This window comes from Pseudomonas sp. PI1 (genome assembly GCF_000812405.1).
Taxonomy (GTDB): Bacteria; Pseudomonadota; Gammaproteobacteria; order Pseudomonadales; family Pseudomonadaceae; genus Pseudomonas; species Pseudomonas citronellolis.
In genome coordinates, this window is sequence record NZ_JWMC01000011.1 from 64,284 (window position 1) to 86,610 (window position 22,327).

A 22,327-nucleotide genomic window follows, 5' to 3' on the forward strand; every position below is an offset into this window, starting at 1 on the left:
CCTCGCTCCTACGAAAAGCGCGGGGCTTCAGTGCATCGCGTGGCCCATCAGCCACGCCTGGTGCGGGCCGGGCAGGGTCCACAGGCCGAAGAGGATCACCAGCAGGCCGCCGGCCATGCGCACGCTGCGCTTGCGCAGCAGCGCCGTGATGCGTTCGGCGGCCAGCCCCGTGGCCAGCAGCACCGGCCAGGTGCCCAGGCCGAAGGCGAGCATCAGCAGCGCGCTTTCCAGCGCCGAGCCCTGGCTGCTGGTCCACAGCAGGGTGCTGTAGACCAGGCCGCAGGGCAGCCAGCCCCAGAGCGCGCCGAGCAGCAGCGCGCGCGGCACGCTGGCCACCGGCAGCAGGCGGCTGGCGAAGGGCTGGATGTATTTCCACAGGCCGCGGCCGAGGGCTTCGATGCGCGTCAGGCCGCTCCACCAGCCGGCCAGATACAGGCCCATGGCGACCAGCAGCAACCCGGCGACCACGCGCAGCGCCGAGGCGAAAGGGGTGCTGGCGATGGCCCAGCCGGCCAGGCCCAGCAGCAGGCCGGCGGCGGCGTAGCTGAGGATGCGCCCGAGGTTGTAGGCCAGCAGCAGCTGCAGGCGGCGCCCGCGCTGTTCCGCTGGAATGGCCAGGGTCAGCGCGCCCATCAGGCCGCCGCACATGCCCAGGCAGTGGCCGCCGCCGAGCAGGCCGAGGATCAGCGCGGACGCCAGCATGGGCGCCAGCTCAAGCATCGCGCGAGTCCTTGTCCCGGGCTTCGGCCTGCGCGTCCCTGGCGCCTTCGGCCTCGTCGATGCCGGCCTGGTGCTTGGGGTCCTCGTCGTCGAACAGGATGCTGTGGGCCGGGCCGTCCATGTCGTCGTACTGGCCGCTGTTCACCGCCCAGAAAAAGATCCAGACGGCGATGGCGACGATGATCAGCGCCACCGGGATCATTACGTAGAGAGCGGGCATATCGACTCCGTTGAAAAGGCCTGCGCGCCTTCAGTGGGCGGCGAGCGGGATGGCCAGCGGCGCGGCTTCGGGGGCCGCCGGCAGGGCGCGCACGCGGGTCAGGCGCAGGGCGTTGAGCACCACGGTCAGCGAGCTGACCGACATGCCGATGGCCGCCCAGGCGGGGGTGATCCAGCCGAGGGCGGCGAAGGGCAGCATCAGGCCATTGTACAACCCCGCCCAGACCAGGTTCTCGACGATCACCCGGCGGGTGCGGCGGGCCAGGGCGAAGGCCTGCACCAGGCTGTCCAGGCGGTTGGACAGCAGCACGGCGTCGGCGCTGGTCTTGGCCAGGTCGGTGGCGCTGCCCATGGCCACGCTGATGTCGGCGGCGGCCAGCACCGGCACGTCGTTGACGCCGTCGCCGAGCATCAGCACGTGGCGGCCTTCGCCGTGCAGCTGTCTGAGGATCGCCAGTTTGTCGTCCGGGCGCAGGCCGCCGTGGACTTCGTCGATGCCCAGTTCGGCGGCCACGCTCTGCACCATCGGCGAGCTGTCGCCGGACAGCAGCAGGGTGCGCCAGCCGCGCTCGCGGCAGGCCTGCAGCAGGGCCGGGGCGTCGTCGCGCAGGCGGTCGTCGAGCACCAGCCAGGCCAGCGGGCCGCGCGCGTCGCCCAGCAGCAGCCACTGGCCGTGCTCATTGGGCATGGCCGGCTCGGGTTGGCCGCTCAGGGCGCAGACGAAGGCGGCCTGGCCGATGCGCAGGCGCTGGCCGTCGACCACGCCTTCCAGGCCCAGGCCGGGGTGGCTTTCCACGGCCTCGGCGGGTTGCGGGGCGCGGCCGAAGGCACGGGCGATGGGGTGTTCGGAACGGTTCTCCAGCGCCGCGGCCAGGGCCAGGCAGCGTTCGCCGTCGAGTTCGCCCAGGGGCTGCACGGCGCGCAGGGTCAGGCGGCCTTCGGTGAGGGTGCCGGTCTTGTCGAAGATCACCGTGTCGATGCGTTTCAGGCCTTCCAGCACGTGGCCGCGGGTGAGCAGCAGGCCGAGCTTGTGCAGGCTGCCGGTGGCCGCGGTGAGGGCGGTGGGCGTGGCCAGGGAGAGGGCGCAGGGGCAGGTGGCGACCAGCATCGACAGGACCACCCAGAAGGCCCGCGAGGCGTCGTGCTGCCACCAGAACAGGCCGACCACCGCGGCCAGCGCCAGCAGTACCAGCAGGAACCATTGCGCGGCGCTGTCGGCGAGCTGCGCCAGGCGCGGCTTGTCGGCCTGGGCGCGCTCCAGCAGGCGGACGATGGCCGACAGCCGGCTGTCGTCGCCCAGGGCCTGCACCTGCAGGGTCAGCGGACCTTCGACGTTGAGGGTGCCGCCGGTGACGCTGTCGCCGGCCTGGCGCGGCTGCGGCAGGTATTCGCCGGTGAGCAGGGATTCGTCGACGCTGGACTGCCCGGAAAGGATCAGGCCGTCGGCCGGCAGCACTGCGCCCGGCGGCACCAGCACGCGGTCGCCGATGCGCAGTTCGCTGAGCAGGATGCGCTGGCTGTTGCCGGCTTCGTCCAGGCGCAGGCAGGAGGCCGGCAGCAGGTTGACCAGCTGCGCGGTGGCCGCCGCCGTGCGCTCGCGGGCGCGGCGCTCCAGGTAGCGGCCGGCGAGCAGGAACAGGGCGAACATGCCCACCGCGTCGAAGTAGAGGTCGCCCTTGCCGGTGATGGCGGTCCAGATGCCGGCCAGGTAGGCGCCGCCGATGGCCAGGGACACCGAGACGTCCATGGTCAGGTGGCGCGTGCGCAGGTCGCGCAGGGCGCCGCGGAAGAACGGCTGGCAGGAGTAGAAGACGATGGGCGTGGTGAGGAACATCGCCACCCAGCGCAGGATTTCGTGCATCTCGGCGCTGAGGTCGATGTTGAATTCCGGCCAGGTGGCCATGGTCGCCATCATCGCCTGGAACCACAGCATGCCGGCCACGCCGAGCTGGCGCAGGGAGCGGCGGTTCTCTTCGGCGAGCTGCTCGGCGGCCTTGTCCGGCTGGTAGGGGTGGGCGGCGTAGCCGATCCTGCGCAGCTCGGCGAGCAGGCCGCTGAGCGGCAGCTGGCCGTCGGCCCAGCGCACGTGCAGGCGGTGGTTGGACAGGTTGAGCCCGGCCTCGGCCACCGCCGGCATCTGCCGCAGGTGTTTCTCGATCAGCCAGCCGCAGGCGGCGCAACTGATGCCTTCGAGGATCAGGGTGGTCTCGGCCAGTTCGCCCTGGTGCTGGACGAAGGGCTGCTGCACGTCGGGGCGGTCGAGCAGGGCCAGTTCGTCACCCAGTTGCGCGGGCAGCGCCTCGGGGTTGGCGGCCGATTCGGTGCGGTGCCGGTAATAGCCTTCCAGGCCGCCGGCGACTATGGCCTCGGCCACGGCCTGGCAGCCGGGGCAGCAGAATTCGCGGGTCTCGCCGAGGACCCGGGCGGTGAAGCGGCTGCCGGGCGGAACCGGCAGCGCGCAGTGGTAGCAGGGCCGGGGGGCGCTCATGGGCGCTGGACTTCATCCCCCTTGAGGGGTTCGTCGCCGAGAAGGATCTCGCCGTCGGCGATGAGCTTCTCTTCTTCGAACAGGCGCCAGGCGTGGCCGTCCTGCTCGCCGAGCAGTTCGACGAAGCGGCGGCCTTCGACGGCGCTGTCCAGGCGGCCGGTGTAGCGGCCCGGTTCGTTGGCCGGCAGCAGGGCGACGTGGCGGTCCTGGGATTCCAGGGTGGGGGAGATCAGGTTGAGGGTCAGCTGCGCCGGCTGGCTGTCGCCCTTCAGGCGTACCTCGACCTCGCCGGTGAGCTTGTCCAGGCGCACCTGGGCCTGCATGTGCAGTTGCTGGGCCAGGTGTTCGCGGTCCAGCGAGCGGTTGATGCCCTTGCCGGCCTCGTAGTAGTTGTCATTGACCAGGGTGTCCTGGTTCTCCACGGCGATGCGCACCATCGTCAGGCTGAGGAACACCGAGGTGGCGAGCATGCCGATGATGATCCAGGGCCAGAGGTGCTTGTACCAGGGTTGTTGGGCGGGCGCCGACTGCATGGGTTTTCTCTCTCGTGGTCCGCGGGGCGGAAGCGGCCTGCCCGAGGGGTGGGCGGCGCGCCTGGGTGGGGCGGATTCTACGTGCTCCGCGTGCCGCTGGCATCCCGCCGCGGGGGCGGGATGCGTTGCGGTTCAGCCGGGGTTCAGCGTACCACCGGGCCGATGAAGCGGCTGTCGGCTTCCTTGCTGATGGACGGCTCGTCCACCGACTGGATGGTGAAGGTGATCTTGTTGGTGCTGGACGGCAGCTTGTCCGGGTCCACCGCCAGTTCCACCGGCATGGCGAGGATGTCGCCGGCGGCCACCTGCACTTCCTTGCGGCCTTCCAGGGTCAGGCCTTCCAGGCCCTTGGCGCCGAGCACGTAGGTGTGGTCGCGCTGGTCCTTGTTCATGATCTTCAGGCTGTAGACGTTCTCGATGCGGCCTTCGGCGTTCTCGCGGTAGAGCACGCGGTCCTTGCTGACGTCGAAGCCCACCAGCGGGCGGATCACGATGGCGGTGGCCAGCAGGCTCATCATCACGCACAGGGCGATGGCGTAGCCGATCAGGCGCGGGCGCACCAGGTGCGTCTTCTGCCCGGACAGGTTGTGCTCGGTGGTGTAGCTGATCAGCCCGCGCGGGTAACCCATCTTGTCCATGATGCTGTCGCAGGCGTCGATGCACGCGGCGCAGCCGATGCATTCGATCTGCAGGCCGTCGCGGATGTCGATGCCGGTGGGGCAGACCTGTACGCACATGGTGCAGTCGATGCAGTCGCCCAGGCCCTGGGCCTTGTAGTCCAGGGTCTTCTTGCGCGGGCCGCGCTTCTCGCCGCGGCGCGGGTCGTAGGAGACGATCAGGGTGTCCTTGTCGAACATCACGCTCTGGAAGCGCGCGTAGGGGCACATGTAGATGCACACCTGCTCGCGCAGCCAGCCGGCGTTGCCGTAGGTGGCCAGGGTGAAGAAGCCGACCCAGAAGTAGGCCCAGCCGTCGGCTTCGCCGGTGACCAGGTCCATCAGCAGTTCGCGGATGGGGGCGAAGTAGCCGACGAAGGTCAGGCCGGTGACCAGGCCGATCAGCAGCCACAGCGTGTGCTTGGCGGCCTTGCGCAACAGCTTGTTGCCGCTCATCGGCGCCTTGTCCAGCTTCATGCGCTGGTTGCGGTCGCCTTCGGTGACCTTCTCGCACCACATGTAGATCCAGGTCCACACGCTCTGCGGGCAGGTGTAGCCGCACCAGACGCGGCCGGCGAACACCGTGATGAAGAACAGCCCGAAGGCGCTGATGATCAGCAACCCGGAGAGGAGGATGAAGTCCTGCGGCCAGAAGGTGGCGCCGAAGATGTAGAACTTGCGCTCGGGCAGGTCCCACCACACCGCCTGCCGACCGTTCCAGGTCAGCCACACGGTGCCGAAGTAGAGAAGGAACAGGAAAGCGCCGCCGACACGGCGCAGGTTGCGGAAGAACCCGGTGAAGGCCCGGGTGTAGATCTTCTCGCGGGAGGCATATAAGTCGACGTTCTCCCCACCCTTCTTCGCGGGCGGTGTGACGTCTTGCACGGGAATCTGTTTGCTCATCAGTGCGTACCACGGCAGTGGGAGGGCGCCCTGTCGATACGTGCCGAAAGGGTCAGGATATGGCTGCACGCCTAAACATGATACGACTTGGCCCGGTGTGCAACGGTGCGACCGTTGGTCGCGTCAGAATATTCGGAAGATTTTTCGTTCCCCGAAATAGAGCGGCGCCGGTAGGAACCGGCGCCGCTGGGTGTTGCGAGGGGAGGGCGGAAGCGCTTATTCGCTCTTCTGCGCATCACCCTGGGACAGGCTGTACACGTAGGCGGCCAGCAGGTGCACCTGGTCGGCGCCCAGGCGTTCCAGCTGGGCCGGCATCTGGCCCTGGCGGCCGTAGCGGATGGTCTGCTGCAGCTGGGAGAAGCTCGAGCCGTAGATGAAGGCGGCCGGGTGCGTCAGGTTGGGCGCGCCCATGGCGGCGGTGCCCTTGCCCTCGGGGCCGTGGCAGGCGACGCAGGTGGTGGCGAAGATCTTGCCGCCGTTGGCCACCTGCTCGTCGGTCACGCCTTCGGGCAGCTTGCGGCCGTCCAGCTTGCTGGTGACGAAGGCGGCCACGTCGTGCACGCCCTGGTCGCCCAGGACTTCGCCCCAGGCCGGCATGGCGGCGTGGCGGCCACCCTTGATGGTGGTCTCGATGTCCGCGGTGGCACCGCCCCAGCGCCAGTCCTGGTCGGTCAGGTTGGGGAAGCCGTAGGCGCCCTTGGCGTCGGAGCCGTGGCAGACCGAGCAGTTGGAGGCGAACAGGCGGCCGCCCATCTTCAGCGCCAGCGGGTCCTTGGCCACATCTTCGATGGGCATGGCGGCGAATTTGGCGAAGATCGGGCCGTACTTCTCGTCGGCCTTGGCCATTTCCTTCTCCCACTGGTGCACGCCGGTCCAGCCCGGCTGGCCATTGGCGAAGGGCTTGCCGTCGCTGACTTCCTGGTAGCCCGGCAGCAGGCCCTTCCAGTTGCCCAGGCCCGGGTACAGGACCAGGTAGCCCAGGGCGAAGACGAAGGTGGCGACGAACAGCATGAACCACCACTTCGGCAGCGGGTTGTCGTACTCCTCGATGCCGTCGAAGGCGTGCCCGACGGTTTCGTCGGTGGCTTCGCTGCGCTGGCCGCGGCGGGTGGCGAACAGCAGCCAGGCCAGGGCGAAGATGGTGCCCAGGGTAAGTACGGTGACGTACAGACTCCAGAAGGTTGTCATTCTTTGTTGCTCCTAGAAGCTTGTTCTTTCTCGACGTGCTTCATGGCTGCCGGGTCGTCCGCGAAGGGCAGCAGGGCGTCGTCGTCGAAGCGCTGCTTGCGCTTGCCGCTGTAGGCCCAGAGCAGTACGCCGATGAAGGCGACCATCACTACGACGGTGCCGAGGCCGCGAATCGTCCCGATATCCATCTGCTGTCACCGTTTGCTCTTGATGATGGTGCCCAGGCTCTGCAGGTAGGCCACCAGGGCGTCCATCTCGGTCTTGCCTTTCACGGCATCGCGAGCACCGGCGATGTCTTCGTCGGTGTAGGGCACGCCGAGGGTGCGCATGGCCTTGAGCTTGTCTTCGATGTCCTTGCCGTCGAGCTTGTTCTCGACCAGCCAGGGGTAGGCCGGCATCTTCGACTCCGGCACCACGTTGCGCGGGTTGTACAGGTGCGCGCGGTGCCAGTCGTCGGAGTAGCGGCCGCCGACACGGGCCAGGTCCGGGCCGGTACGCTTGGAACCCCACAGGAAGGGGTGGTCCCAGACGCTTTCGCCGGCCACGGAGTAGTGGCCATAGCGCTCGGTCTCGGCGCGGAACGGGCGGATCATCTGCGAGTGGCAGCCGACGCAGCCTTCGCGGATATAGATGTCACGGCCTTCGAGCTCCAGCGCGGTGCGCGGCTTCATGCCTTCCACCGGCTTGTTGGTCACGTCCTGGAAGAACAGCGGGACGATCTGCGTCAGGCCGCCGATGCTGACGGCGATGACCATGAAGAAGGCCAGCAGGCCGATGTTCTTCTCGACTGCTTCGTGCTTCATCAATGAGCTCCTACAGCGGGAATGCGGGCAGCGGCATCGACTTCAGCAGCGTTGTAGCCACGCACGGTACGGAAGGTGTTGTAGGCCATCAGCAGCATGCCGAAGGCGAAGAAGAAGCCGCCCAGCGCGCGGACCATGAAGCCCGGGTGGCTGGCCTGCAGCGCTTCGACGAAGGAGTAGGTGAGGGTGCCGTCGGTGTTCACCGCGCGCCACATCAGGCCCTGGGTGATGCCGTTGACCCACATCGAGGCGATGTAGAGCACGGTGCCGATGGTGGCGAGCCAGAAGTGCGCGTTGATCAGGCCGGTGCTGTGCATCTGCTCGCGGCCGAACACTTTCGGGATCATGTGGTACAGCGAGCCGATGGAGATCATCGCTACCCAGCCCAGCGCCCCGGCGTGCACGTGGCCGATGGTCCAGTCGGTGTAGTGGGACAGCGAGTTCACCGTCTTGATGGCCATCATCGGGCCTTCGAAGGTGGACATGCCGTAGAAGGCCAGGGACACCACCAGGAAGCGCAGGATGGGGTCGGTGCGCAGCTTATGCCAGGCGCCGGAGAGGGTCATCATGCCGTTGATCATGCCGCCCCAGCTCGGGGCCAGGAGGATCAGCGACATCACCATGCCCAGGGACTGCGCCCAGTCGGGCAGGGCGGTGTAGTGCAGGTGGTGCGGGCCGGCCCAGATGTACAGGGTGATCAGCGCCCAGAAGTGGACGATGGACAGGCGGTAGGAGTAGACCGGGCGCTCGGCCTGCTTGGGCACGAAGTAGTACATCATGCCGAGGAAGCCGGTGGTCAGGAAGAAGCCCACGGCGTTGTGGCCGTACCACCACTGGACCATGGCGTCGGTGGCGCCGGAGTAGATGGAGTAGGACTTGAACCAGCCGACCGGGATCTCCAGGTTGTTGACGATGTGCAGCATCGCGGTCACCAGGATGAAGCCGCCGTAGAACCAGTTGCCCACATAGATGTGTTTGGTCTGGCGCTTGACGATGGTGCCGAAGAACACCACGGCGTAGGTGACCCAGACGATGGCGATCAGGATGTCGACCGGCCATTCCAGCTCGGCGTACTCCTTGGAGGAGGTGTAGCCCAGCGGCAGGGTGATGGCGGCCAGTACGATCACCGCCTGCCAGCCCCAGAAGGTGAAGGCGGCCAGGCTATCGGAGATCAGACGGGTCTGACAGGTGCGTTGCACCACGTAGTAGGACGTTGCGAACAGAGCACAGCCGCCGAAGGCGAAGATCACCAGGTTGGTGTGCAACGGGCGAAGTCGCCCGAAACTGGTCCACGGCAAGCCGAGGTTCAGCTCGGGCCATACCAACTGTGAGGCGATGAAAACACCCATCCCCATTCCTAGTATTCCCCAGACCACCGTCATGATGGCGAACTGGCGGATTACCTTATAGTTATAAGCAGTCGGACTGATTGCTGTGCTCATTCTAAGGTTCCACGGTTTTTTTGCTATTTAGGGACAAAAAACGGCGGCAAGTATGTAGAAAGCCACTAGGCAATGCAACGCGCCGGAATAAGCCCCGGAGCCGCTGCGCATGCTGCTTTGAAGGCATTTCTGCCAATGTTTTTCTGGCTTTCTATCGGCGTGGAAACCCTGATAAGCGTAGGGATTCCCCCAATTACTGCCGACTCACGGATGGAATGAGCTTAGTCTTGATCTAGAGCAGTGTGAAGGAATGGCGCGCGCGAGGTGCGACACTTGGTCGCGTAACTGCGCGGAAGTTGCTCGCGCCCGGGCGGGCGCGAGCGGAGGGTGGATCAGTTGGCGTTTTCCGGACGGGAAATGTTGTAGATGTAGGCGGCCAGGACGTGGACCTTGTCCTTGCCCAGGTAGGCTTCCTGCGCCGGCATCTGGCCCTGGCGGCCATGGCGGATGGTCTGCTGCAGCTGGGCGAAGCCCGAGCCGTAGATGAACGCACCCGGATGGGTCAGATCCGGCGCGCCCAGGGCGGCGGTGCCCTTGCCTTCCGGGCCGTGGCAGGCGACGCAGGTGGTGGCGAAGAGTTTCTCGCCATTGGCCACCTGGGCGTCGGTCACGCCTTCGGGCAGCTTGCGGCCGTCCAGCTTGGTGGTGACGAAGGCGGCCACGTCATGCACGCCCTGGTCGCCCAGCACCTCGCCCCAGGCCGGCATCACCGCGTGGCGCCCGCCGAGGATGGTGGTCTGGATGGTTTGCGCGTCGCCGCCCCAGCGCCAGTCCTGGTCGGTCAGGTTGGGGAAGCCCATGGCGCCCTTGGCGTCGGAGCCGTGGCAGATCGAGCAGTAGGTGGCGAACAGACGTTCGCCGGTCTTCATGGCCTGTGGGTCCTTGGCCACGTCTTCGACGGACATGGCCGAGTACTTGGCGAAGATCGGCGCGTATTTCTCGTCGGCCAGGGCCTGCTCGCGTTCCAGCTGCTTGACCTGGGTCCAGCCGTCGGTGTAGCCCGGCAGCACGCCTTTCCAGTTGCCCAGGCCCGGGTACAGGGCCAGGTAGCCGACGGCGAAGACGATGGTGCCCACGAACAGCAGGAACCACCAGCGCGGCAGCGGGTTGTCGTATTCCTCGATACCGTCGAAGGAGTGCCCCATTGTCTGGTCGGTGGCGCCCTTGGTCTCGCCGCTGCGGGTGGCGAAGACCAGCCATAGCAGGGCGATCAGCGATCCGACGGTCAGTACGGTGATGTACAGACTCCAGAAGGTAGTCATGCTTTGTTGCTCCCAGAAGCTTGTTCATGCTCGGCGTGGCGCAGAGCCTGCGGATCGTCGGCGAAGGGCAGCAGGGCGTCGGCGTCGAAGCGCTGCTTGCGCTTGCCGCTGTAGGCCCAGAGGGTGACGCCGATGAAGGCGAGCATCACCACGACGGTGCCGAGGCCGCGGATGGTTCCGATGTCCATGGCCATCACCGCTTGTTCTTGATCGCTGTGCCCAGGCCTTGCAGGTAGGCCACCACGGCGTCCATCTCGGTCTTGCCCTGAACGCTCTCGCGGGCGCCGGCGATGTCCTCGTCGGTGTAGGGCACGCCGAGGGTGCGCATGGCCTTGAGCTTGCCTTCGATGTCCTTGCCGTCGAGCTTGTTCTCGACCAGCCAGGGGTAGGCCGGCATCTTCGACTCCGGCACCACGTTGCGCGGGTTGTACAGGTGCGCGCGGTGCCAGTCGTCGGAGTAGCGGCCGCCGACGCGGGCCAGGTCCGGACCGGTACGCTTGGAGCCCCACAGGAAGGGGTGGTCCCAGACGCTCTCGCCGGCCACGGAGTAGTGGCCGTAGCGCTCGGTCTCGGCGCGGAACGGACGGATCATCTGCGAGTGGCAGCCGACGCAGCCCTCGCGGATGTAGATGTCGCGGCCTTCCAGCTGCAGGGCGGTGTAGGGCTTCATGCCTTCCACCGGGGTGTTGGTCACGTCCTGGAAGAACAGCGGGACGATCTGCGTCAGGCCGCCGATGCTCACGGCCACGGCCATGCACAGGGCCAGCAGGCCGACGTTCTTCTCGAGTACTTCGTGTTTCATCAGTGGGCTCCTACGACGGCGGGAATCCGGGCGGCCGCTTCAGCTTCCTCGGCTTTGGAGGAGGCGATGGTGCGCCAGGTGTTGTAGGCCATGATCAGCATGCCGCTGAGGAACACGGCGCCGCCGATCATGCGCACGACGAAGCCGGGGTGGCCGGCGGCGAGCGCTTCGACGAAGGAGTAGGTGAGGGTGCCGTCGGCGTTGACCGCGCGCCACATCAGGCCCTGGGTGATGCCGTTGACCCACATAGAGGCGATGTAGAGCACGGTGCCGATGGTGGCGAGCCAGAAGTGCGCGTTGATCAGGCCCACGCTGTGCATCTGCTCGCGGCCGAACACTTTCGGGATCATGTGGTACAGCGAGCCGATGGAGACCATGGCGACCCAGCCCAGCGCCCCGGCGTGCACGTGGCCGATGGTCCAGTCGGTGTAGTGGGAGAGGGCGTTGACGGTCTTGATGGCCATCATCGGGCCTTCGAAGGTGGACATGCCGTAGAAGGCCAGGGAGACCACCAGGAAGCGCAGGATGGGGTCGCTGCGCAGCTTATGCCAGGCCCCGGAGAGGGTCATCATGCCGTTGATCATGCCGCCCCAGGAGGGTGCCAGGAGGATCAGCGACATCACCATGCCCAGGGATTGCGCCCAGTCGGGCAGGGCGGTGTAGTGCAGGTGGTGCGGGCCGGCCCAGATGTACACCGCGATCAGTGCCCAGAAGTGCACGATCGACAGGCGATAGGAGTACACCGGACGCTCGGCCTGCTTGGGCACGAAGTAGTACATCATCCCCAGGAAGCCGGCGGTGAGGAAGAAGCCCACGGCGTTGTGGCCGTACCACCACTGGACCATGGCGTCGGTGGCGCCGGAGTAGATGGAGTACGACTTCATGAAGCCGACCGGCAGCTCCAGGTTGTTGACCACGTGCAGCAGCGCCACGGTCAGGATGAAGCCGCCGAAGAACCAGTTGCCCACGTAGATGTGCTTGGTCTTGCGCTTCACCAGGGTGCCGAAGAACACGATGGCGTAGGACACCCAGACGATGGTGATGAGGATGTCGATCGGCCATTCCAGCTCGGCGTACTCCTTGGAGGAGGTGTAGCCCAGCGGCAGGCTGATGGCGGCCAGCAGGATCACCAGCTGCCAGCCCCAGAAGGTGAAGGAGGCCAGGGTGTCGGAGAACAGGCGTACCTGGCAGGTACGCTGCACCGCGTAGTAGCTGGTGGCGAACAGGGCGCTGCCACCGAAGGCGAAGATCACGGCGTTGGTGTGCAGTGGGCGCAGGCGCCCGAAGCTCGTCCACGGCAAGCCGAGGTTGAGTTCCGGCCACACCAGCTGGGCGGCGATGACGACGCCGACCAGCATGCCGACGATTCCCCAGATCACCGTCATCACGGCGAACTGGCGGACCACCTTGTAGTTATAAGCGGTCTGATTGGTTGTGCTCATGGTATATGGGCTTCCATCCACGGTTATGGGCTAGCCCATCCCGGCGGGTTCCTTACGGCGAACGCCGCCCCTCCCCCAGGGACAGGTACTAATTACGCAACTAGCGGAGCGAAGAATGGATAAACCCCGGAAACCGAATATTGATTTTGATCAATCGCCCTCGGCGCCCGGCCCGGCGGGGGAGTGTGGCGCTTTGTCGCTGCTGTGGAACCGGCCGGTCGGTGCGTTGTCGGCGACTCTCGTCCTGGCCCACGGCGCCGGCGCGCCCATGGACAGCCCGTTCATGGACGAAATGGCCCGGCGCCTGGCCGCCCGCGGCGTGGCGGTGGCGCGCTTCGAGTTCCCCTACATGGCCGCCCGCCGCGAGGACGGCCGCAAGCGCCCGCCGAACCCACAGAAGCAACTGCTGGAGTGCTGGCGCCAGGTGTTCGAACAGGTGCGCGGGCAGGTGCAGGGCCCGCTGGCCATCGGCGGCAAGTCCATGGGCGGGCGCATGGCCAGCCTGCTGGCCGACGAACTGGGCGCCGACGCCCTGGTGTGCCTGGGCTACCCCTTCTACGCCGCGGGCAAGCCGGAGAAGCCGCGGGTGGCGCACCTGGCCGAGCTGCGCACGCCGACGCTGATCGTCCAGGGCGAACGCGATGCCCTGGGCGACCGGGCGCATGTGGCGGAATACGTGCTGTCGCCGGCGATCCGTGTCGAGTGGCTGGCGGCGGCGGACCATGACCTGAAGCCGTTGAAGGCTTCGGGCCTGACCCATGAGCAGCACCTGGAGAGCGCGGCGGGGATGGTGGCGGGGTTTCTGGAGGGGCTTTCGTAGGGGCGAGCTTGCTTGCGAACAAGGGCGTCGCCAGGTTCGGCTTCGGAGTGGCGTGGGAGTCCGTAACCCTCTCCCCAGCCCTCGGCTGCGCGCCTCGCCCTGAAGGGAGAGGGGGCCGTCCGTGCCGATGGTGGGATATGGATTCAGCCGGAGCCCCCGGCTGACTCCAACCTCGTCAAACGCGCCGACCAGTCCCCTCTCCCTTCAGGGAGAGGGTTAGGGAGAGGGAGCGGAGTCAATACAGACACCGAAACCGCCGGGAGCGTAGGGCGAATAACCGTTCGCGGTTATCCGCCGCCTGACCTCGGTATCCGCGCGCTGCGGACCCGAACCCGAAGCCCCCGTTACGAACGAACGCCAACACTCAACGATTGAACCGCTCCACCAGCGAATACTGGCTCTGCGCCGTCCCCGTCAGCTCCTCGCTCAGCTGCGCGGTGCGCTGGGCCTCGTCGGAGGTCTGGTCGGCCAGTTGGGCGATGGTGGCGATGTTGCGGTTGATCTCCTCGGCCACCGCGCTCTGTTCCTCGGCTGCCGCGGCGATCTGGTTGGCCATGTCGGCGATGTTGGCCACCGAGTCGCTGATGCCCGACAGCGCCTGGTCGGCCAGCAGCACCCGTTCCACGCCTTCGTCGGCCTGGCGGCGGCCGACTTCCATGGCGCTCACCGCGCCCTCGGCGGTTTGCTGCAGCTTGGCGATCAGGCCGTGGATCTGCTCGGTGGACTCGGCGGTGCGCTGGGCCAGCGAGCGCACCTCGTCGGCCACCACGGCGAAGCCGCGGCCCATCTCGCCGGCGCGGGCCGCCTCGATGGCGGCGTTGAGCGCCAGCAGGTTGGTCTGGTCGGCGATGCCCTTGATCACGTCTACCACGCCGCCGATCTCGTTGCTGTCCTGGGCCAGCTGGCTCACCGCCAGGCCCGTCTCGCCCACCGAGGCGGACAGGCGCTGGATGGCCTCGCGGGTCTCGCTGGCGACGCTGCGGCCGCGGCGCGTCAGCTCGTTGGCCTGGCGCGTGGCGTCGGCGGTGCGCTGCACGTTGTTCGCCACTTCCTGGGTGGTGGCGGCCATCTGGTTGACCGCGGTGGCCACCTGCTCGGTCTCCACGCGCTGGCGTTCCAGGCCGGAGGAGCTGTGGTGGGCCAGGGTATCGGCCTGGCGGGCCTGCTCGGTGAGCTGCTCGGCGGTGTCCTGCAGGCGCGTCAGGCAGGTCTTCAGGCGCGCTTCCTGGCTGAGGATGGCCATTTCCAGGCGCGCCTGGGCGCCGCGGCTGTCGGTGTACATCTGCGCGATCAGCGGGTCCGAGGTGGTCTGCTCGGCCAGGCGCAGCAGGCGCTTGAGGCCGCGCTGTTGCCAGCCCAGGCCGGCCAGGCCGAGAGGGACGGCGAGCAGGGCGGCGAGGGCGAAGCCCCAGTGCGAGTCGAGCCAGGCGCCGATGAGGAAGGCCACCTGGCTGATCAGGATGAACGGCAGCCAGTCCAGCAGCACCGGCAGCCACAGGTCGCGGCGCGGGATCGCCGGCTTGCCGGTGTTGATCCGCTGGTACAGGGCCTGGGCGCGCTCCACCTGCTCGGCGGTGGGGCGCACCCGCACCGACTCGTAGCCGACGATCTCGTTGCGCTCGAAGATGGGCGTGACGTAGGCGCTGACCCAGTAGTGGTCGCCGTTCTTGCAGCGGTTCTTGACGATGCCCATCCACGGCTTGCCGTTCTTCAGCGTGGCCCACATGTGGGCGAACACCGCGGGCGGCACGTCGGGATGGCGCACCAGGTTGTGCGGCGAGCCCACCAGCTCGTCCCGCGCGAAGCCGCTGATGTCGACGAAGGCATCGTTGGCATAGGTGATCACGCCACGGCTGTTGGTGGTGGAGATCAGGCGTTGTTCCGCCGGGTAGGTGCGTTCACGCTGGGTGATGGGCTGGTTGTTGCGCATTCAGGGCGAGGTCCACGAAAAAGGCATGTGACGGTTTTGTTATCGGCCGGAATCAACGGAAGTTGAAGCCTTGTTCGATATTTGGCGTGGGAATATTGGCAGTGGACGATATCAAAATGCTACTTGTCACATGGTCGTAAGAAATTTTCCTATGAGCTAATAGGTTTTTCTGCAAGACCTGGGCCCGGTGAAAGGCGGGGCATGGCTTCTCGTAGGAGCGGGCCCTGCCCGCGAATCGCGCGCAGGGCGCGCTCCTACAAACACCGCGCTCCGTAGGATGGGTTGAGCGAAGCGATACCCATCACTGCAACCGCATGGGTTTCGCAAGCTCAACCCATCCTACGAAAGCGTCCTCGCGCAGCCCTCAGATCAAGCTGCGCAGCACGTAGTGCAGGATCCCCCCGGCCTTGAAGTACTCCACCTCGTTGAGGGTATCGATGCGGCACAGCACCTCGAAGCTGTCCTGCTTGCCGTCCTCGCGGGTGACTTCCACCTTCAGCGTCATGTGCGGCTTCAGCTCGCCGTCCAGGCCGCGGATGTTCAGCACTTCCTTGCCGGTGAGGTTCAGCGCCTTGCGGTCCTGGCCGCCGGTGAACTGCAGCGGCAGCACGCCCATGCCAACCAGGTTGGAGCGGTGGATGCGCTCGAAGCTCTCGGCGATCACCGCCTTCACCCCCAGCAGGTTGGTGCCCTTGGCCGCCCAGTCGCGGGACGAGCCGGTGCCGTACTCCTTGCCGGCGATGATCAGCAGCGGCGTGCCCTCGGCCTGGTAGCGCATGGCCGCGTCGTAGATCGCCAGCTTCTCGCCGCTGGGCACGTGCAGGGTATTGCCGCCTTCCTCGCCGCCGAGCATCTCGTTCTTGATGCGGATGTTGGCGAAGGTGCCGCGCATCATCACCTCGTGGTTGCCGCGCCGCGAGCCGTAGGAGTTGAAGTCGGCGTAGGCCACGCCGTGCTCGCTGAGGTAGCGCCCGGCGGGGCTGTCCTTCTTGATGTTGCCGGCGGGGGAGATGTGGTCGGTGGTCACCGAGTCGCCCAGCACCGCCAGCACCCGGGCCTTCTCGATGTCGGCCACCTTCGGCGGGGCGTCGGCGATGTGCTCGAAGAACGGCGGGTGCTGGATGTAGGTGGAGTCGGCCTGCCAGGTGTAGGTCTGCGCCTGCGGCACCTGGATGGCGCGCCACTTCTCGTCGCCCTGGAACACCTCGGCGTATTCCTTGTGGAACATGGCGGTGTCGACCTTCTGGATCGCCTCGGCGATTTCCCGCTGGCTCGGCCAGATGTCCTTCAGGTACACCGGCTGGCCGTCCTTGCCGGTGCCCAGGGCGTCCTTCGTCAGGTCCAGGCGCACGCTGCCGGCCAGGGCATAGGCCACCACCAGGGGCGGGGAGGCCAGCCAGTTGGTCTTCACCAGCGGGTGCACGCGGCCTTCGAAGTTGCGGTTGCCGGAGAGCACCGAGGCCACCGTCAGGTCGGCCTGCTGGATGGCCTTCTCGATGGGCTCCAGCAGCGGCCCGGAGTTGCCGATGCAGGTGGTGCAGCCGTAGCCCACCAGGTCGAAGCCCAGCTCGTCCAGGTACTTCGTCAGGCCGGCGGCCTTGAAGTAGTCGGTGACCACCTTGGAGCCGGGGGCCAGCGAACTCTTCACCCAGGGCTTGCGCTGCAGGCCCTTCTCCAGCGCCTTCTTCGCCAGCAGCCCGGCGGCCATCATCACGCTGGGGTTGGAGGTGTTGGTGCAGGAGGTGATGGCGGCGATGACCACCGCGCCGTCCTGCAGGTGATAGCTCTTGCCTTCGTGCTGGTACTCGACGCCCTGGCTCTCGGCGCTGCCCACCGCGGCGCCGCCACCGCCTTCATTGAGCAGGCGCGAGACCTCCGGGCTGCGCGCGGCCTTGGGCTGCAGCGCGAGGAAGTCGGCGAAGGCCTTGCCCACCTGGCCCAGCGGCACGCGGTCCTGCGGGCGCTTGGGCCCGGCCAGGCTGGCCTCGACCTCGCCCATGTCCAGTTGCAGGGCATCGGTGAACACAGGTTCGTGGCCCTTTTCGCGCCACAGGCCCTGGGCCTTGCAGTAGGCCTCCACCAGCTTGACCGTCTCTTCCGGGCGGCCGGACAGGCGCAGGTAGCCCAGGGTGATCTCGTCCACCGGGAAGAAGCCGCAGGTGGCGCCGTATTCCGGGGCCATGTTGGCGATGGTGGCGCGGTCGGCCAGGGGCAGGTCGGCCAGGCCGTCGCCGTAGAACTCGACGAATTTCCCCACCACGCCCTTCTGCCGCAGCATCTGGGTGACGGTGAGCACCAGGTCGGTGGCGGTGATGCCTTCCCTGAGCTTGCCGGTGAGCTTGAAGCCGACCACCTCGGGGATCAGCATCGACACCGGCTGGCCGAGCATCGCCGCCTCGGCCTCGATGCCGCCGACGCCCCAGCCGAGCACGCCCAGGCCGTTGATCATGGTGGTGTGCGAGTCGGTGCCGACCAGGGTGTCGGGGAAGGCGTAGGTGCGCCCGTCCTCGTCCCTGGTCCACACGGTGCGGCCCAGGTATTCCAGGTTGACCTGGTGGCAGATGCCGGTGCCCGGCGGCACCACGCGGAAGTTGTCGAAGGCGTTCTGGCCCCAGCGCAGGAAGGCGTAGCGTTCGCCGTTGCGCTGCATCTCGATCTCGACGTTCTCGGCGAAGGCGGCGTGGCTGGCGTAGCGGTCGACCATCACCGAGTGGTCGATGACCAGGTCCACCGGCGACAGCGGGTTGATCTTCTGCGGATCGCCGCCGGCCTTGGCCATGGCGTCGCGCATGGCGGCCAGGTCGACCACCGCCGGCACCCCGGTGAAGTCCTGCATCAGCACCCGCGCCGGGCGGTACTGGATCTCGCGGTCGGAGCGGCGCTCCTTCAGCCAGCCGGCCAGGGCCCGCAGGTCGTCGGCGTTGACCGTATGGTTGTCCTCCCAGCGCAGGAGGTTTTCCAAGAGCACCTTGAGCGACTTCGGCAGCTTGTCCAGGTCGCCGAGCTGCTTGGCGGCTTCCGGAAGGCTGTAATAATGGTAGGTCTTGCCGCCCACCTCGAGGGTGCGAAGGCTGTTCAGGCTGTCCACTGCGGGCATGACGTTCTCCTCAGGCTGGATTCTGCCGGTGATCGACGGCACCGCTGCGATACTGGCGGAAAGTCCGGGCGGACTTCCTGGCTTGGCGCAAAAGGAATGCAGATTGGCAGTCATCTTCTGCATATCGGGCGGCATCCTGGCGACTTCCGGCATGCGCTCTCCGGGGCACGGCAAGCCCTGGATCGCGACTTCGGAACTCTCAAACTAGACCGCTGCGCGCGGTCCTGCCATGGGTTCTGGACCTTTTGCCGCAGCCGGGGGTTCCCCTGGCGTGCGGCGAATCCGGGTGAAAGCCGGCCGCGCAGCGACTATAGTGCGCGGCCAAGGAGACACCCCGATGAACACCCTGCTACTGCATTGCCGCCCGGGCTTCGAGAACGAGGTCTGCGCGGAGATTTCCGACCTGGCCGCGGGCCTCGACGTGGCCGGCTACGCCCGCGCCAAGCCGGCCACCGCCTATGCCGAGTTCGTCTGCCAGGAGGCCGACGGCGCCGACCGGCTGATGCGCCAGCTGCGCTTCGCCGAGCTGATCTTCCCGCGCCAATGGGCCCGCGGCACCGGCTTCGTGCAGTTGCCCGAGCAGGACCGCATCGGCGCGCTGCTGGAGGAACTGGGCCCGTACCCGCTGTGCGGCAGCCTGTGGCTGGAAGTCTTCGACAGCAACGAAGGCAAGGAACTGTCGACTTTCTGCCGCAAGTTCGAGAAGCCCCTGCGCGCCGCCCTGGTCAAGGCCGGCAAGCTGCGCGAGGACCCGAGCCTGCCGCGCCTGCTGCTGACCTTCCGTTCCGGTCGCGAGGTCTTCGTCGGCCTCGCCGAGCCGCGCAACAGCGCCATGTGGCCGATGGGCATCCCGCGCCTGAGGTTCCCCCGCGAGGCGCCCAGCCGCTCCACCCTCAAGCTGGAGGAGGCCTGGCACCACTTCATCCCGCGCGGCGAATGGGACAAGCGCCTGGCGCCGGGCATGCTCGCCGTCGACCTGGGCGCGGCGCCCGGCGGCTGGACCTGGCAACTGGTCAACCGCGAGATGCGGGTGATCGCCGTGGACAACGGGCCCATGGCCGAGAACCTGATCTACTCCGGCCTGGTGGACCACCAGCGCGCCGACGGCTATGTGTTCCGCCCGCGGCAGACGGTGGACTGGATGGTCTGCGACATCGTCGAGAAGCCGGCGCGCACCGGCTGGCTGATCGACACCTGGATCGGCGAGGGCCTGTGCCGCGAGGCGGTGGTCAACCTCAAGCTGCCGATGAAGCAGCGCTACGCCGAGGTGCGCAAGATCCTCGAACGCCTGCGCGAGAGTTTCCGCGAGCGCGGCCTGCGCGTGGCCATCGGCTGCAAGCAGCTGTACCACGACCGCGAGGAAGTCACGGTGCACCTGCGACGCCTGTAGGCGCCGGCGACCCGCGACCTTCGGCGACTTGCCGTTGCGCCGCGCAGCGACCATGCTGTGCGGCGCACCCCATCCCGGAGCCGCTCGTGAAGCGAAAGTTGCCCTCGCTGCTGGGCAGTTACAGCCGCATGTTGTTGCCGCGCCGTGGCCTGGGCCGCGGCGAGCGCCTGCCGAACCTGGCCATGGACAGCCGCAGCCTGCGCTTCGACGCCCGCCACCTGCGCGCCTACCGCCAGCACTTCGGCCTGGACCCGGCGCTGGGCGTGCCGCTGCTCTACCCGCAGGTGATCAGCCTGCCGCTGCACCTGCGCCTGCTCAGCCGCTCGCGCATGCCGCTGTCGATCCTCGGGCTGATCCACCTGCGCAGCCACATCCAGCGCTACCGCATGCTCGACGAGGACGCCCAGCTGCAGCTGGACTGCCGCATCCTCACCAGCCGGCGCAGCCCGCTGGGGCTGGAGGTGGACGTGGCGACCGAGGTCTGGCACCACGACATGCTCTACTGGCAGTCGATCACCACCTACCTGCGTCGCGGCGACTTCCTCGACGACCACGCCGAGCCCGACGCGCTGCCCGAGCGCGCCCAGTGGCACACCCTCGACGTGCCCGCGCACCCCGGCGTGCAGTGGCGCGTGCCGAAGATCGCCGGCTGGCGCTACGCCGGCCTGAGCGGCGACTTCAACCCGCTGCACCTGTCGCGCCTGATGGCCTCGCGCTACGGCTTCGGCAAGCCCTTCGCCCACGGCATGTGGAGCCTGGCGCGGAGCCTCACCGGGCGGCGCCTGGCCGAGCAGGTGCGCCTGGACGTGCACTTCAAGGCGCCGCTGCCGCTGGGCAGCCAGGTGCGCCAGAGCCACCGCCGCCTGGGCCACAAGGAACAGTGGGCGCTGCTGCCGGTGGACGGCGGCGACGAGCCGATGCTGCTGGCCCAGCTGGACGAGGCGCCCGCCGGGCCGTTGCGCTGATTCAGCGGCCGGCCGCCAGGCGTGGCTGCAGCGGCAGCAGGGCGGGCAACTGCACTTCGCCCTGCAGGTCCACCGCGGCGAACTTCCAGGAACCGTTGAACAGGTATTGGCCGCTGAAACCGCTGACCAGCAGGCCAATCTCGTCCCCCGCCGCCAGGCTGGCGCTGACCGCGTTGAGCCGCGTGGCGCCCTGGTTGAGCAACGGCTTGACCTGTTCGTCCAGCACCCGCGTGCGGCCGTCCGCGCCACGGATCGCCAGCGAGGCGAACAGCAGCGCCTGGTCGCCCGGGCCGAGCCGCCGGGTCAGGCGAATCTCCGCGCTGCCGAGCAGGGCGCTGGGTTCGGCGACCTGCTGCAGCGGGATGAAGGTGCGCGGCTGCAAGAGGCCGCTGCTGACCGGGCGCACCGGCGTTGGCGGCAGGGCCACGACGGGGCCGGGTGCGGGCAGCTCGTCCAGCGCCAGGCCCTGGTCCAGGTCCAGGCTGACGCACAGCGACGGCACGCTGTCGGCGGCGCCGGGGCGCTGGCGCAGCTTCTCCTCGTACCAGGCGAGGATGCCCTGGTAGAGGTCGATGGCGCGCCCGCCGCAGTGGATCACCGGCTCGTTGTTGAATGGCGGCAGGCCGCTCCAGGCCTGCAGCGGCGGCGGCAGGATGTGCCCGCCCTGCATGCCCAGCAGGCGCACGTCGGCGCTGCCCTGGCGCAGGCACTGGCGGATCTGCAGGCCCTGGTCGAGGGGGAACAGGGTATCGCGCAGGCCCTGGACCAGCAGGGCGTCGGCGTGGGGCCGACGGCCCTCGGCGCAGTAGCGCGCCAGGCTGTGGGCGGCCAGTTCGGCGCGCACCGGTTCGGCCATGCGCCCGCTGGCGCTGTGCAGGTAGTCGGCCTGGGCGAACTTGCCCAGGTCGTAGCCGGTGGCGATGCCCAGGCCCAGCAGCACGCCGCCCCAGCCCATCTTCAATTGGCCGCCCGGGGCCAGGGCGTCGCTCAGGTCGTACCAGGTGGCGATGGGCACGATGGCGTCGATGCGCGGGTCCTCGCTGGCCGCCAGTAGTTGCACGGCGCCGCCGTAGCTCTCGCCGAGCATGCCCAGGCGCGGGTCGCCCGGGCCGTCCATGCGCAGCCGCGGCAGGTGCGCGGCGGCCCAGTCGATCACCGCGCTGGCGTCGCTCACCTCGAAGCGCGGGTCCATCATCTCGATGCGCCCGTCGCTGCCGCCCCAGCCGCGCTGGTCGTAGCTGAGCACCCAGTAGCCGGCCTTCCAGGCCTTGAGCGCGGCGCGGCCGGACATCATGTTCCTGCCGTAGAAACCCTCTGGCCCGGTCACCCGCCAGCCGCCCCAGCCGTGGGTGTGGACGATCAACGGCGCCGTCTCGCCGGCCTTGAGCGCCGGCTGGAACACGGTGGCGGACAGCCGCGTGCCGTCGCGGGCGCTGATCACCGCGTCGTACCAGGTGGCGGGTAGGTCCTGGCCGGCGCTGGCGGAATAGTCGGGGAGGTTGTCGCGGGCGGCGCAGCCGGCGAGCAGCAACACGAGGCAGAGCAGGGCGGGCAGGCGCATGGGCGGGGACATCCGCTGTCGGGGAAGGCGCCGAGCTTAGCCCAGCGGGCCAGGCCACGGGCCCGACGAAAGATTGGCCCGCCGCCGTTCGCCCGCCAGGCGTGAC

Annotated in this window: 20 protein-coding genes; 4 read left to right on the forward strand and 16 right to left on the reverse strand. The window is 67.9% G+C overall.

The window, feature by feature from the left end; translation table 11 throughout:
* Positions 1 to 27: 27 nt before the first annotated feature.
* The 13 genes from RN02_RS04365 to ccoN (RN02_RS04425) all read right to left on the reverse strand — a co-directional run bounded on the left by RN02_RS04365 (position 28) and on the right by ccoN (RN02_RS04425) (position 12,458).
* Entirely contained in the window at positions 28 to 720 is a 693-nt protein-coding gene (locus RN02_RS04365) for a sulfite exporter TauE/SafE family protein (RefSeq protein WP_043313247.1), read from the reverse strand.
* Positions 713 to 940: a cbb3-type cytochrome oxidase assembly protein CcoS gene (gene ccoS / locus RN02_RS04370; protein ID WP_043271872.1), complete on the reverse strand. Its 228-nt coding sequence runs from the start codon at positions 938 to 940 to the stop codon at positions 713 to 715. The genes RN02_RS04365 and ccoS overlap by 8 nt, the downstream gene beginning before the upstream one ends.
* A gap of 30 nt (positions 941 to 970) precedes the next feature.
* Positions 971 to 3,427, reverse strand: a complete 2,457-nt coding sequence (locus RN02_RS04375; RefSeq protein ID WP_043313249.1) for a heavy metal translocating P-type ATPase — start codon at positions 3,425 to 3,427, stop codon at positions 971 to 973.
* Positions 3,424 to 3,960 carry a FixH family protein gene (locus RN02_RS04380; protein ID WP_043271870.1) on the reverse strand — a complete coding sequence of 179 codons (537 nt, stop codon included), beginning with the start codon at positions 3,958 to 3,960 and terminating at the stop codon, positions 3,424 to 3,426. The genes RN02_RS04375 and RN02_RS04380 overlap by 4 nt, the downstream gene beginning before the upstream one ends.
* A gap of 143 nt (positions 3,961 to 4,103) precedes the next feature.
* Entirely contained in the window at positions 4,104 to 5,519 is a 1,416-nt protein-coding gene (gene ccoG / locus RN02_RS04385) for a cytochrome c oxidase accessory protein CcoG (protein ID WP_009622824.1), read from the reverse strand.
* 216 nt (positions 5,520 to 5,735) lie between these two features.
* Positions 5,736 to 6,707, reverse strand: a complete 972-nt coding sequence (gene ccoP, locus RN02_RS04390; RefSeq protein WP_009622823.1) for a cytochrome-c oxidase, cbb3-type subunit III — start codon at positions 6,705 to 6,707, stop codon at positions 5,736 to 5,738.
* A complete protein-coding gene (locus RN02_RS04395) occupies positions 6,704 to 6,895 on the reverse strand; it encodes a CcoQ/FixQ family Cbb3-type cytochrome c oxidase assembly chaperone (protein ID WP_009622822.1) in 192 nt (63 codons plus the stop codon). The genes ccoP (RN02_RS04390) and RN02_RS04395 overlap by 4 nt, the downstream gene beginning before the upstream one ends.
* 6 nt (positions 6,896 to 6,901) lie before the next feature.
* Positions 6,902 to 7,510, reverse strand: coding sequence for a cytochrome-c oxidase, cbb3-type subunit II (gene ccoO / locus RN02_RS04400; protein ID WP_043313250.1), 609 nt, complete (start codon positions 7,508 to 7,510; stop codon positions 6,902 to 6,904).
* On the reverse strand, positions 7,510 to 8,952 hold the full coding sequence (gene ccoN, locus RN02_RS04405) for a cytochrome-c oxidase, cbb3-type subunit I (protein WP_009622820.1): 1,443 nt from the start codon (positions 8,950 to 8,952) through the stop codon (positions 7,510 to 7,512). Before ccoN (RN02_RS04405) ends, ccoO (RN02_RS04400) begins: the two co-directional genes overlap by 1 nt.
* A 332-nt stretch (positions 8,953 to 9,284) precedes the next feature.
* The gene (gene ccoP, locus RN02_RS04410; RefSeq protein WP_009622818.1) at positions 9,285 to 10,214 is read right to left on the reverse strand and encodes a cytochrome-c oxidase, cbb3-type subunit III; all 930 of its coding nucleotides are present in this window, start codon (positions 10,212 to 10,214) and stop codon (positions 9,285 to 9,287) included.
* Positions 10,211 to 10,402 (reverse strand): CcoQ/FixQ family Cbb3-type cytochrome c oxidase assembly chaperone, encoded by a 192-nt coding sequence (locus tag RN02_RS04415; RefSeq protein ID WP_024128706.1) that lies wholly within the window; start codon positions 10,400 to 10,402, stop codon positions 10,211 to 10,213. The genes ccoP (RN02_RS04410) and RN02_RS04415 overlap by 4 nt, the downstream gene beginning before the upstream one ends.
* A gap of 5 nt (positions 10,403 to 10,407) precedes the next feature.
* Entirely contained in the window at positions 10,408 to 11,016 is a 609-nt protein-coding gene (ccoO, locus tag RN02_RS04420; protein WP_009622815.1) for a cytochrome-c oxidase, cbb3-type subunit II, read from the reverse strand.
* Positions 11,016 to 12,458, reverse strand: a complete 1,443-nt coding sequence (gene ccoN / locus RN02_RS04425; protein ID WP_043313251.1) for a cytochrome-c oxidase, cbb3-type subunit I — start codon at positions 12,456 to 12,458, stop codon at positions 11,016 to 11,018. The genes ccoO (RN02_RS04420) and ccoN (RN02_RS04425) overlap by 1 nt, the downstream gene beginning before the upstream one ends.
* Positions 12,459 to 12,573: 115 nt before the next feature.
* Between ccoN (RN02_RS04425) and RN02_RS04430 the strand changes: the two genes are divergently transcribed.
* Positions 12,574 to 13,278 (forward strand): alpha/beta family hydrolase, encoded by a 705-nt coding sequence (locus RN02_RS04430; protein WP_324288125.1) that lies wholly within the window; start codon positions 12,574 to 12,576, stop codon positions 13,276 to 13,278.
* A gap of 364 nt (positions 13,279 to 13,642) precedes the next feature.
* Here RN02_RS04430 and RN02_RS04435 read toward each other — a convergent pair whose 3' ends face one another.
* Complete coding sequence (locus tag RN02_RS04435) at positions 13,643 to 15,208, reverse strand: methyl-accepting chemotaxis protein (protein ID WP_043313253.1); 1,566 nt, start codon at positions 15,206 to 15,208, stop codon at positions 13,643 to 13,645.
* Positions 15,209 to 15,572: 364 nt separating this feature from the next.
* Complete coding sequence (gene acnA, locus RN02_RS04440; protein ID WP_043313254.1) at positions 15,573 to 18,305, reverse strand: aconitate hydratase AcnA; 2,733 nt, start codon at positions 18,303 to 18,305, stop codon at positions 15,573 to 15,575.
* Between the two features lie 28 nt (positions 18,306 to 18,333).
* Between acnA and RN02_RS33155 the strand changes: the two genes are divergently transcribed.
* From RN02_RS33155 to RN02_RS04450, 3 genes are all read left to right on the forward strand, one after another.
* Complete coding sequence (locus tag RN02_RS33155) at positions 18,334 to 18,513, forward strand: hypothetical protein (RefSeq protein WP_152623722.1); 180 nt, start codon at positions 18,334 to 18,336, stop codon at positions 18,511 to 18,513.
* Between the two features lie 129 nt (positions 18,514 to 18,642).
* On the forward strand, positions 18,643 to 19,695 hold the full coding sequence (gene rlmM, locus RN02_RS04445) for a 23S rRNA (cytidine(2498)-2'-O)-methyltransferase RlmM (RefSeq protein ID WP_043271865.1): 1,053 nt from the start codon (positions 18,643 to 18,645) through the stop codon (positions 19,693 to 19,695).
* Positions 19,696 to 19,781: 86 nt separating this feature from the next.
* Entirely contained in the window at positions 19,782 to 20,660 is an 879-nt protein-coding gene (locus RN02_RS04450; RefSeq protein ID WP_043313255.1) for a MaoC family dehydratase, read from the forward strand.
* A gap of 1 nt (position 20,661) precedes the next feature.
* Here RN02_RS04450 and RN02_RS04455 read toward each other — a convergent pair whose 3' ends face one another.
* Complete coding sequence (locus tag RN02_RS04455) at positions 20,662 to 22,221, reverse strand: alpha/beta fold hydrolase (RefSeq protein ID WP_043313256.1); 1,560 nt, start codon at positions 22,219 to 22,221, stop codon at positions 20,662 to 20,664.
* Positions 22,222 to 22,327 lie beyond the last annotated feature (106 nt).

Bases quoted from the DNA above. Each gene is read 5' to 3' on its own strand.
- RN02_RS04365 (WP_043313247.1), bottom strand. From the start codon at position 720: ATGCTTGAGCTGGCGCCCATGCTGGCGTCCGCGCTGATCCTCGGCCTG.
- ccoS (WP_043271872.1), bottom strand. From the start codon at position 940: ATGCCCGCTCTCTACGTAATGATCCCGGTGGCGCTGATCATCGTCGCC.
- RN02_RS04375 (WP_043313249.1), bottom strand. From the start codon at position 3,427: ATGAGCGCCCCCCGGCCCTGCTACCACTGCGCGCTGCCGGTTCCGCCC.
- RN02_RS04380 (WP_043271870.1), bottom strand. From the start codon at position 3,960: ATGCAGTCGGCGCCCGCCCAACAACCCTGGTACAAGCACCTCTGGCCC.
- ccoG (WP_009622824.1), bottom strand. From the start codon at position 5,519: ATGAGCAAACAGATTCCCGTGCAAGACGTCACACCGCCCGCGAAGAAG.
- ccoP (WP_009622823.1), bottom strand. From the start codon at position 6,707: ATGACAACCTTCTGGAGTCTGTACGTCACCGTACTTACCCTGGGCACC.
- RN02_RS04395 (WP_009622822.1), bottom strand. From the start codon at position 6,895: ATGGATATCGGGACGATTCGCGGCCTCGGCACCGTCGTAGTGATGGTC.
- ccoO (WP_043313250.1), bottom strand. From the start codon at position 7,510: ATGAAGCACGAAGCAGTCGAGAAGAACATCGGCCTGCTGGCCTTCTTC.
- ccoN (WP_009622820.1), bottom strand. From the start codon at position 8,952: ATGAGCACAGCAATCAGTCCGACTGCTTATAACTATAAGGTAATCCGC.
- ccoP (WP_009622818.1), bottom strand. From the start codon at position 10,214: ATGACTACCTTCTGGAGTCTGTACATCACCGTACTGACCGTCGGATCG.
- RN02_RS04415 (WP_024128706.1), bottom strand. From the start codon at position 10,402: ATGGACATCGGAACCATCCGCGGCCTCGGCACCGTCGTGGTGATGCTC.
- ccoO (WP_009622815.1), bottom strand. From the start codon at position 11,016: ATGAAACACGAAGTACTCGAGAAGAACGTCGGCCTGCTGGCCCTGTGC.
- ccoN (WP_043313251.1), bottom strand. From the start codon at position 12,458: ATGAGCACAACCAATCAGACCGCTTATAACTACAAGGTGGTCCGCCAG.
- RN02_RS04430 (WP_324288125.1), top strand. From the start codon at position 12,574: ATGGATAAACCCCGGAAACCGAATATTGATTTTGATCAATCGCCCTCG.
- RN02_RS04435 (WP_043313253.1), bottom strand. From the start codon at position 15,208: ATGCGCAACAACCAGCCCATCACCCAGCGTGAACGCACCTACCCGGCG.
- acnA (WP_043313254.1), bottom strand. From the start codon at position 18,305: ATGCCCGCAGTGGACAGCCTGAACAGCCTTCGCACCCTCGAGGTGGGC.
- rlmM (WP_043271865.1), top strand. From the start codon at position 18,643: ATGAACACCCTGCTACTGCATTGCCGCCCGGGCTTCGAGAACGAGGTC.
- RN02_RS04455 (WP_043313256.1), bottom strand. From the start codon at position 22,221: ATGCGCCTGCCCGCCCTGCTCTGCCTCGTGTTGCTGCTCGCCGGCTGC.